8 protein-coding genes and 1 pseudogene are annotated in these 10,341 nt (G+C 43.8%); 4 read left to right on the plus strand and 5 right to left on the minus strand.

Translation table 11 applies throughout. From position 1 onward, the window contains the following. Window positions 1–2 precede the first annotated feature (2 nt). Window positions 3–815, minus strand: coding sequence for a tetratricopeptide repeat protein (locus QL886_RS03935; RefSeq protein WP_290177701.1), 813 nt, complete (start codon window positions 813–815; stop codon window positions 3–5). A 63-nt stretch (window positions 816–878) separates the two neighbouring features. Continuing rightward, entirely contained in the window at window positions 879–3,323 is a 2,445-nt protein-coding gene (gene mrcB / locus QL886_RS03940) for a penicillin-binding protein 1B (protein ID WP_290177764.1), read from the minus strand. 497 nt (window positions 3,324–3,820) lie between these two features. Between mrcB and QL886_RS03945 the strand changes: the two genes are divergently transcribed. After that, window positions 3,821–6,616 carry a heavy metal translocating P-type ATPase gene (locus tag QL886_RS03945; protein ID WP_290177702.1) on the plus strand — a complete coding sequence of 932 codons (2,796 nt, stop codon included), beginning with the start codon at window positions 3,821–3,823 and terminating at the stop codon, window positions 6,614–6,616. Between the two features lie 118 nt (window positions 6,617–6,734). Here QL886_RS03945 and QL886_RS03950 read toward each other — a convergent pair whose 3' ends face one another. After that, a complete protein-coding gene (locus QL886_RS03950) occupies window positions 6,735–7,457 on the minus strand; it encodes a Bax inhibitor-1/YccA family protein (protein WP_057759239.1) in 723 nt (240 codons plus the stop codon). Window positions 7,458–7,776: 319 nt separating this feature from the next. Between QL886_RS03950 and QL886_RS03955 the strand changes: the two genes are divergently transcribed. Together QL886_RS03955 and QL886_RS03960 are read left to right on the plus strand one after the other, a co-directional pair. Further along, window positions 7,777–8,781 carry an NAD(+) kinase gene (locus tag QL886_RS03955; protein ID WP_290177703.1) on the plus strand — a complete coding sequence of 335 codons (1,005 nt, stop codon included), beginning with the start codon at window positions 7,777–7,779 and terminating at the stop codon, window positions 8,779–8,781. Window positions 8,782–8,836: 55 nt separating this feature from the next. Beyond that, complete coding sequence (locus tag QL886_RS03960; protein ID WP_057759241.1) at window positions 8,837–9,148, plus strand: DUF1315 family protein; 312 nt, start codon at window positions 8,837–8,839, stop codon at window positions 9,146–9,148. 126 nt (window positions 9,149–9,274) lie between these two features. Here QL886_RS03960 and QL886_RS03965 read toward each other — a convergent pair whose 3' ends face one another. Together QL886_RS03965 and csrA are read right to left on the minus strand one after the other, a co-directional pair. Next, window positions 9,275–9,649: a HopJ type III effector protein gene (locus tag QL886_RS03965; RefSeq protein WP_057759243.1), complete on the minus strand. Its 375-nt coding sequence runs from the start codon at window positions 9,647–9,649 to the stop codon at window positions 9,275–9,277. A 179-nt stretch (window positions 9,650–9,828) separates the two neighbouring features. Further along, window positions 9,829–9,996, minus strand: a pseudogene (gene csrA / locus QL886_RS03970) (carbon storage regulator CsrA); the annotation flags it as partial. Window positions 9,997–10,010: 14 nt separating this feature from the next. On the opposite strand from csrA, the gene QL886_RS03975 reads away from it, so the two are divergent. Further along, window positions 10,011–10,139, plus strand: a complete 129-nt coding sequence (locus tag QL886_RS03975; protein ID WP_290177704.1) for a hypothetical protein — start codon at window positions 10,011–10,013, stop codon at window positions 10,137–10,139. Window positions 10,140–10,341 lie beyond the last annotated feature (202 nt).

Here is a 10,341-nt window from a genome sequence, read left to right on the forward strand (position 1 = left end):
TATTAGCGTAATGCTTGTTTTGCTTCATTGACCACGCGTGAGTTACCCTGAGCTTGTCCTGATTGCAATATAACCTGCCATAGTGCTCGTCTACGACTGCTATCTTGAGAGACGCTAAGACCGCGACGTGCCATCGCTTCTGCTTTACGAGGCTGGTTCTTTTTTAATGCTACTTGTGCCAAATAGAAGTATACCGCCGATGATTTGGGCGCTAGACGCTGTGCACGGGTAAAGCTGCTCTCGGCATTGGTTAGATTGCCAGCTTTCAACTGACTGATACCTACTTGCATCAAATTGCGAAATGCGGGCAGATTGCTATTATTGCTGGCAGATTGTTGAGTACGTTGCTGCGAGTTTCTTCTAGCGTGCTCTAGTAGCTCATTATGCGACGGTACCGATGGCTCGGAGATTATATAGTCGTTACGAGAAGGCGCAATGATAACAGGATCAGGCTGCGTCACTTCTGGTGCAGGAGGCGTAAATACAGGTGTCTCTTGCGTTAATGGATTTAGTGTTTCGGACTGTTCAACTGTAACGTAAGGCTCGGTTGGATAGTTGCTTTGATCATTTGCTTCCGTGATAGGCGCTTGAGCAGTTGTCGTTGATGGCACGGTCGGTTGTGATGTTGGTAGTGTTTGAACAGGCGTGGTTTGCACTGTGGTCGATGTGCTAGGTGCCGTTTGACAAGCACTTAGGCTTAATATACCAACGACCGCGCTGCCTGCAAGTAAGGTATTGCTTGACGTAATTTTATTACGCCATAGCACTATGGTTTGTTTTACTGAAGTAGTTGTCCGTAAAGATGACACCATCATGTTAAAACCTTTTTTAAATATTAAAAGCTAAATATCAAAAACACTATTAGTGCCATTCAACAGCTAGAACCATTCAACAGCGCGGTCATACCAAGTATCAGCACGGTCGTCATCACCTTCACTTTGCTCGCTGTTACCTTCTGCCTCATCAGACTCCACAGCTTCGCCATTTGGAATCTCTAAACCTTCGCGGCGACGTTGTTGATTGATATCACCTTGCTGGTTCTGAAACTGTGTTTGTTCACGAGCGCGATCTTGCTGATATAGGCTTAGCGCACAACTGCTGGCTTCTTCTGGTAGATGAGCTGATATTACTGGTAAGTAGCGAGCGTTCGCACAGCGTTCATTAGACAGTTTGCCTGAGTTATTCTCTAACCATAACCACTCAATACCTTCTGGCTCTGGTAGAGCAACTGGAGTCAGCTTTAGGCGTTTCATATAATCTACCCAAACTGGTAAGGCGCCAGTACCACCACTCAAACCAATCGGTTTATTATCATCACGGCCAACCCAAACGACACTCACATAGTTGCCACTATAGCCTGCAAACCAAGCATCGCGATAGTCGTTTGTCGTACCTGTTTTTCCTGCTAGGTTTAAATTGCTGCCGAGCGATTGGGCGCGTCTGGCCGTACCATTTGAGACGACTTGCTGTAATGCATAGTTGGTCAAAAAGTTGGTCTCAGGTGGAATACTGCGCTGAGTGTTAAGCCCAGTACGTTGTAAGATACGGCCGCGATCATCAATGACCGTACGGATACTGTGAATAGGCGTGCGGAAACCACCAGTGGCAAATACTTGGTAAATACCAAGCATATCCATCGGACTCAAATTAACTGAGCCTAATAATGCTGATGGGTAAGGTGGGATTTTTTCTTTGATACCCATACGCTGTAATTGCTTAGCAAAGGTATTAACGCCGAACTCCATACCTAAGCGTACTGCCGCTTGGTTGTAGGATTGAGACAGTGCCGTGGTAAATGGTACATAGCCATGATCACGGTTGTCGTAGTTTTTAGGGTTCCAGTCAGTACCGTCGTTTAGATTGACCGTAATAGGGGAGTCATCTACTGAACTGGCCAAATTATAACGACCGCTCTCAAGCGCAGTCATATAAATGATAGGCTTCAGTAGTGAGCCAACTTGGCGTTTGGCATCTACCGCGCGGTTAAACCCTGTAAATTCACTACCACTACCCACGACAGATACTAGCTCGCCAGTCTCAGGGTTGGCACTCACCAACGCGCCTTGTAAATCCTTAGTTTTGCTACTGTTACGGCGCAGTTCACCAAGTTTTCTATCAACGGCTTTATCTGCGGCCAATTGAGCGATAGGGTCTAGGGTACTGATAATAATCAGACCTTCGTTCTTGAGGTCGTCAGAATAATAGACGGTATTTAGCTCACGTTTAACAATATCTAAGAAGTCAGGGAACTGGCTTTTGCCTTCAGCAGGCTTATCCACGATACCAAGCGGTTGTTTTAAGGCTTTGTCGTAGTCTTCTTGGCTCAGTGTACCCATGGTCAGCATGTTGTTAAGCACCACATCACGGCGTGCTTTTGAGTCATTTGGATTGCGACGTGGGTTGTAGATACTTGGGCCTTTTGCCATACCAACCAGCATCGCTTGCTGATCTAAGCGCAGCTCATTAAGAGGTTTGTCAAAATAAAACTGTGATGCCAAACCAAAGCCATTGATAGAGCGATTGCCATTTTGACCCAGATAAATCTCATTCAAATAGGTCTGTAAAATTTCATCTTTGCTGTAATGCAGCTCAAGTAGCACGGCCATCAATGCTTCGTTGGCTTTGCGTTTGATAGTGCGATCTGAATTGAGGTAAAAGTTTTTGATCAGCTGCTGGGTGATGGTCGAGCCACCTTGTCTGGCACCACCAGTAAAGTTATTGATTACGGCACGGGCGATACCACGTACCGATACCCCTTTATGTTCATAAAACGCGCGATCTTCGGTAGCGATGAGAGCATCAATCAACGGCTGAGGCACTTCGTCCAAAGACACAACCATCCGATCTTCATTGCTGTCGGGATAGATACCACCGATATTGACAGGCTCTAGACGAATGATACCGCTTTTGGCTGGCAGAGTACTCTGGATAGATTCTACTTTGTTGCCAGAAATCGTCATTTTGATGACTTGCTCGGCATCTTTATCATTAGCACTATACGTAAAGCCGCGCGTGTGAATAAAGTAAGTATTACCTGTTCGATGATAGGTACCTGTACGATCATAAGCTTTGTTGCTTTGATAATTGAGCAACTCTAGCCATGTCTTCATTGTATCTCTATCGACATTGGCACCTTGATACAGCTCAAGCGGCTGCGAATACACTTTGGCTGGAATATCCCAGCGCTTACCCTCAAACTTATGAGTAATGGTGCGATCAAGTTTGATTAAATACAGTGCCAATAGCACCATGCCTGCGATAATGATAATTAATAGCAGACTACTAAAAACCAAGCCGCGCTGCTGCGAGGGTAGCGTGTGCATAGCAGACTTAGATGACGCTGATAACTTGGTATTTGGTAACTTGTAATTAGGTTTTTGCACGGATGTCGCACCATTTTTGGATAAAAAACTGCCTCATAATGACGCAAATTGACAAATTTTTCAATCTATCATCGTCAACGCAGGCATTTATTGGTCGTAGACCATGAGTGATGGTACTGCTCATAGCGATGGCTTATAGTATAATCCCTATTAAAATACCGATACTTGTAATAAAGCGTCAGTCACTTTCAATCTGGTAGATAAACGCCATATAAGATAACAATTTACGATTGCCCTCACGATGTATTTTGTATGAATTCGCTGTTGCTAATTGTTTGCTATTAGCCGTTTGTTATTCATACTATGCTACTCACAGTAGTGATATTTATGTGATTAAAAACGGCTCTATTGCATGACGTACAGTACAGTCAATACGAGCAAGTTTGCTTTAAATGAATGCATTTTGAGCAAGCCTGTCAAAGGAAGTAAGCGCGACTATGTCTAGTATCCCATCATCAGTATCATCTGCTATCAATCATTCTTATGAAGACACTTCTATCATCGAAGGCTTAGTGCTCCCGCTGGCTGACCACTGTTTTCACTGCGGCGATCCTGTACCTCAGCCACCGTTTTATGCTGAGATATTAGGTCAGTCACGAGAGATGTGTTGTATGGGCTGTCAGTTAGCTGCCCAAAGCATAGTAGAGGCTGGTCTTGAGCAGTATTACCTTGATCGTTCAGAGATTAACCGTACAGCAAGTTTGCCAACCCAGCTGACGCGTCTCGAGGTCTACGATCATGACGAGATAAAATCGCAATTCGTTTACGCGCAAGATGGCATGTCAGTAGCAGAGCTGTCTGTTAATAACTTACGGTGTGCTGCCTGTACTTGGCTGATTGAGTCGCGTCTCGATGAGCTAGAGGGTATTGGTAAATGTCAGGTAAATTTGACCAACCAACGTATGCGGGTCATTTGGGATGAAAACAAATTACCCATCAGTCGCATTTTAGCGGTCATAAATGAAATAGGCTACGAAGCCAAGCCTTATCGGCAAGATACTCACGAAGCCATGCTGGCACGTCATAACAATCAAATGCTATTGCGTCTAGGCATCGCTGCACTAGGTTCGATGCAAGCGATGATGTATGCCGTCGCACTTTACTTTGGCGAGTATAGCGACATGTTGATATTCCAACGTGACTTTTTGCGTTGGGTGTCTTTATTTGTTAGTACGCCTGTTTTCTTTTATGCCGGTATTCCTTTCTTCACATCCGCATGGTCAGCGATTCGTGCGCGCCAGGTAAATATGGATGTGCCTGTTAGCCTTGCGTTGATTATCACATTCTTTGCCAGTCTCTATGCCACCATTACGGGACAAGGGGAGACATACTACGACTCGGTTAGCATGTTTATCTTCTTTTTGTTGGCAGGGCGTTATATCGAGCACAACGCACGTCTAAAAGCCGCGACTATGGCTAATGATTTGGTAGTGGTTGAGCCGGTATTAGTACAAAAAGTCGCTGAAGACAAATCAGCAGCCGAGCGTATTTTACAACTGCTGAAAGAAAATGAGTTTCAACAAGATGAAGTTATCGAAAATGAGGCTCAAAAGGCATTAGACGCGACTGAAGTCATGCCTGATTTTATGCAGCGTATGGATGTCAATGTTTATCAGCTTACATCGCGTATTGCTCAAGATTGGCAGCAGTCACGTAACCAACCGAATACGCAATCACAGCCCGAAGGCGATATAGAGTCAAAGCAAATGGTCACCGCTCATAGTTTACAAGTGGGCGACATCATTTTGGTTGAAGCGGGTTCAGAGATTATCAGTGATGGCATCTTGCTAAGTTCTACTGCAACAGTGTCGCAAAGCCTACTGACCGGTGAAGGTGATTTAATCATCAAATCTCAAGGCGTTTATATTGTTGGCGGTGCACAAAACGATAGCCAGCCGTTCGAAATGCTCGTCACCGCCTTACCAAAAGACAGCCAGATAGGCTTAATTGATCGATTGATGAATCGCGCCATGAGCGAAAAACCCAAATTGGCGCAGCAAGCGGATAAGCTGGCACGTTGGTTTGTCGCGCGTATTTTGGTTTTATCCGTCTTAGTATTTATCGGCTGGTATCTCGTTGATTCAAGCCAAGCGATTTGGGCAACCGTGGCAGTCTTAGTAGCTACTTGTCCGTGTGCATTGTCATTGGCGACGCCGATTGCCTTGACCGTCTCAACCAATCGTCTGGCCAGCTATGGTTTTTTGACGACGCGTGGACATACATTACAAACGCTAGCTGAAATCACACATGTTGCCTTTGACAAGACGGGAACACTGACTTATGGCAAACCAAATCTATTAAATATCGAGTTAATAAAACCAAAAAGCCAGACCGAATCTGATGGTTTATCATCAACGGCGCAAAAAGATACGCTGTTGGCCATTGCAGCTGCACTAGAAGTAGGAAGCCGCCATCCGATTGCCCACGCTTTACTGACGGCAGCCTATCAGTTACACCTGCCATCGACGCAAGCCGTACAGCATTATCCAGCAGGCGGGGTGGAAGCGGTGATTGATGGCACTGTATATCGAATCGGTCATAAAGACTTTGCGTTAGACAGAACAGATAATAGCGCCAATGATATAGATGCAAATGATGATTTAACCATCGATCTGGTAGCTCAGCGAGCTAGCTCAGCAGTAGTATTGTCTTATCAAAATACTGATAGCAAAAAATGGCAGGCGCTGGCATGTTTTTATTTCAATGACAAGGTACGTGATAGTGCGCAGTCGATGCTCGATACGCTCAAAGGACTAGGTATCGAGTCTGTCATGTTGACAGGTGATCCAAGCCCGCAAGCGTTAGTGATGGCTGAGAACTTGGGAATGCAAGCAGCATACAATGGACTATCACCAACTGATAAGGTCAATCATATTCAGCAGTTGCAAGCTAACGGTGCTGTGGTATTGATGGTAGGTGATGGTATCAACGATGCGCCAGTGCTAGCAGCGGCAGATGTGTCGACCTCGATTGCAGGTGCGGCAGATTTAGCACAAGTATCTAGTGACAGTATTATCTTAAACGGGAAAATCGAGGCCATCACTGCGGCTAAACGCATCTCTGATAAAACGGAACGTATTATCAAGCAAAACTTCCGTTGGGCACTCGCTTACAACAGTATCGTCCTGATACCAGCGGCTTTAGGCTATGTACCACCTTGGCTTGCTGCGATTGGTATGTCGCTCAGTTCGCTATTTGTCGTGTTAAATGCATTGCGTCTAAAACGTGCTTAGTCTCTTTAAAAAGCATTTAATATAAACAGGTCTGTAAATTTTGCCCATAAAAAAACCGCCTTCCATAAATGAAAGGCGGTTTTTTCTATACAGAGATACTGTTAGGTCGCTCTTACAATTAGTCTTGTAGATAGCTTAATAGACGCATAAATTCGATATACATCCACACTAGGGTCGCAAGAATACCAATACTGAACAACCATTCGTAATCTTCAGACACACCCATCGCAACACCGCGATCAATATTATCGAAATCTAATAGTAGAGTGAAAGAAGCGATAACGATGACAAATAAGCTAAAGCCAATAGCAATAGCGCCACCTTCAAATAGGAACGGTAGTGATGAACCAAACGCTAGAGAAAGTACCCACTGTGCGACATAGACAAGCATAATGGCAATAACCGCCGAGGTCACGATAGAGCGGAACTTTTCAGTAACCTTAACTAAACCTGAACGATATAACCCAAGCATAACTGCAGCTGTGACGAAAGTTGCGCACATTGCAGTAACTGGTACTGTTGGATACATTCTCATGAAAAATAATGAGATACCGCCCAAAAATATACCTTCTAACAAGGCGTAAGGAACTGCCAAAGTCTTGGCTTTTTGCGGCTTGAAGGTAATAAAAAGAGCCAGAACAAACGCAGCAATCATGCTACCGAAGGCTGCCATCGTAATAAAACCTTGCGATAAACCTGCCATAAGCGCATAAAAGAAAAAGCCCACACCAGTAATGGCTGATAAACCAAGTAACAAGCTGGTCTTTTGAATTACGCCCTTGACCGTCATTGGATTACCGCCGATCGCAAGTTCTGCGCGACTGACAATAGGATTGGCCATACATAAGTCCTTAATAATAAAATATAAAAATAGTGATGTTAGTTACTTTAGCAAAACCGCTATTATTGTCAACTGTGTTTGCGTGACAACTGCTTCAGTGCAACCTCAGGCTGCTCATTGGCTAGCGCATCAGGCTACTGTATCGCTCAATACGCTAATTGAAAAACTGAACAGAAAGATCTGACTAAGTAAAACATTCGATAGCTTTTATATGGGGTCAGTTACGACAGTTAACAACGATAATTAATAAACATGCTAGTCTAAGCGCGCATTTATCGCTATCATTACCTTGTACTTCACCGTTATACCGAGTCGTTTTATGGAAAACTCAGCGCAGTCAGCAAGATTGCCACACTTACATGAATCAGAGCTATTCCACGCTATTAAAAACCCCGCCTTTAGGCGTATTGGTCTAATGGGCCGTGCTGGTAAACGTAGTGTCACCCAAAGCTTGGTACAGATTGCCCAAACCGTCAATGACATGAGTTTGACGTTAATAATGGATGTACAAACGGCCAATTTACCAACGCTTGACCTCACAGACATAGAAAGAGTCAAAATCGTCAAACGTGGTTTGATTGGTGAGATTTGTGATTTGGTTATTGTTGTTGGCGGTGATGGTTCGATATTACATGCTGCTGAAGCGCTAGCACGCTACCGTGTACCTGTATTAGGGGTTAACCGTGGTCGTTTAGGGTTCTTAGCAGATGTAAAACCTGATGAAGCTGCGTTTAAGTTACGCCAAGTATTGATGGGAGACTATCAACTGGATCATCGGTTTTTATTGACGATGGAGATACGAGAAGGTCGCAAAATTATCCATGAAGATATGGCGCTGAACGACATCGTACTGCATGCTGGTAAATCGGTACATATGATTGATTTTCAGATGAAAATTGATGGACATGACGTTTATAGACAGCATAGTGATGGCTTGATAGCGGCAACACCGACTGGCTCTACCGCTTACGCCTTATCAGGCGGCGGTCCAATCATTCATCCGAGTATGGACGCTATTTGTCTGGTGCCGATGCATCCCCATACATTATCTAGCAGACCGATTGTGGTCAGCGGTAATAGTGAGGTCTGTATTCGTATCCACGAGGACAATCGCACCCAGCCAATGGTCAGCGCCGATGGCAAACCAAGCGTACCGCTTGAACAAGAGCAACGCCTACATATTCGTAAGCATCCTGATAAGCTTACCTTGTTGCACCCGCCTGGGTTTGACTTTTATGAGGCCTGCCGTACAAAGCTGCACTGGAACGTACATGCCGAAGAATTCAGTCTTGATGTCGATGATGATATTATAGACGATGAATAAGCGTATCTATTAGACCAATATATGATACAAAAAATGGTAGTGGAGAGTAGGCAAGATGGATAAACAAACAATACTAGCAAGTCTAACGCCCGAAGTGGTTGATAAATTTCGTATGGCGATTGAGCTAGGTAAATGGCCTGACGGTCGTAAGATCACCGCTGAGCAGCGTGAAACTTGTATGCAAGCAGTGATGGTATGGGAGCATGAGCATCTGCCGCCAGCCGAGCGTACAGGTTATATTCATAAACCCGTAAAAGATGATGGTTCTGTCGTTGGTGCTGAATGTGACGTCGAGCACGAGCATCACTATCCTAATATGCCGAATCCTAAAGGCGCGGTACAGCCTGTTAAGTTTCGTGATAAATAGATCTATAAATAAGTTGTAATAGTTGTTATAAAAACACTCATCATAAAAAAGCCACGCTATATAGCGTGGCTTTTTTTACTTTACCGATAATTAAATTATCAGAAATAGCTTAATCATCATAAATGATTAAATAGCAGTCGTATCGACACTAGGACGAACTGTTAGCGGGTTCTTCTGCATCAAAAATCCTTGCCAGCCCCAATGTAAAAAATTGCGGATATTGGCATGATCGGTACCGTTAGGCGTTGCTTGAACCTTGGCATAATGTTCGCCAAATAGTTTAAGCGTGTCCAATTGGTTCAGACCATGGTGTTTAGCAAAACCAAAAATCTTTGCGCTACCTTCGTTCTCACCTGCTGCATTATGTACCATTCCATTTACGAAAGGAGCAGGCGCATAGCGATAAAAATCATCGATAAAGCTGATGACATCATTGAATCCAATGGCTTTTTTGTTCAAACCATTAAGTAATGCCGATACATCTGATTGGCGGATACTCATAAATAAATGACCTCAGAGCAGATTAAAAAAACAATATAATATTTATGTGTGCTCAATGATGATAGTAGCCGTTGAGCGTTCAGCATTATAATTTAGCTAGCTTAGCGATTAAAGTAGTCTTCGTCATCAAACGAAGGCGAAAAGTTGCCTTGCTCAAGATGCTGCATTTGCGACTGTACAGAACGCTCATGCTGAATACGTTGATAAATCTCTTCGCGGTGTACTGCAATATCTTTAGGTGCGTTTACACCGATACGTACTTGATTGCCTTTGACGCCTAGAACCGTCACACTTACTTCGTCGCCAATCATTAGCGTTTCGCCCACGCGGCGTGTCAAAATTAACATGCGTCACACTCCTTATGTCGCATCAACAAATTATTACTCATCAGATTACTTCTCAATTGCAGAACATCACCGCAGCACCAAACATGCAATATAACCATTATCACGATGCTCAATATCGTGCCAATAGCGGTAATGATAGGTAGATTCATTTAGCCCAAATGAAAGCCCCATTATAGGCGGCATAACAGATACTGTCACGGTTTTTCACAAAACTATTAGGTAAATGCTCATTTCAACTATGCTAAAAAATAAAAATAGGACCTAAAAAGATCCTATTTTATTTAAGTACTGTATTTATTTAGATGCTATTAATTCAAACGCTATCAATTTAAATGCTGTTTATCT

This window comes from Psychrobacter sp. APC 3281, from assembly GCF_030407815.1.
In the GTDB taxonomy this organism is placed as follows: domain Bacteria; phylum Pseudomonadota; class Gammaproteobacteria; order Pseudomonadales; family Moraxellaceae; genus Psychrobacter.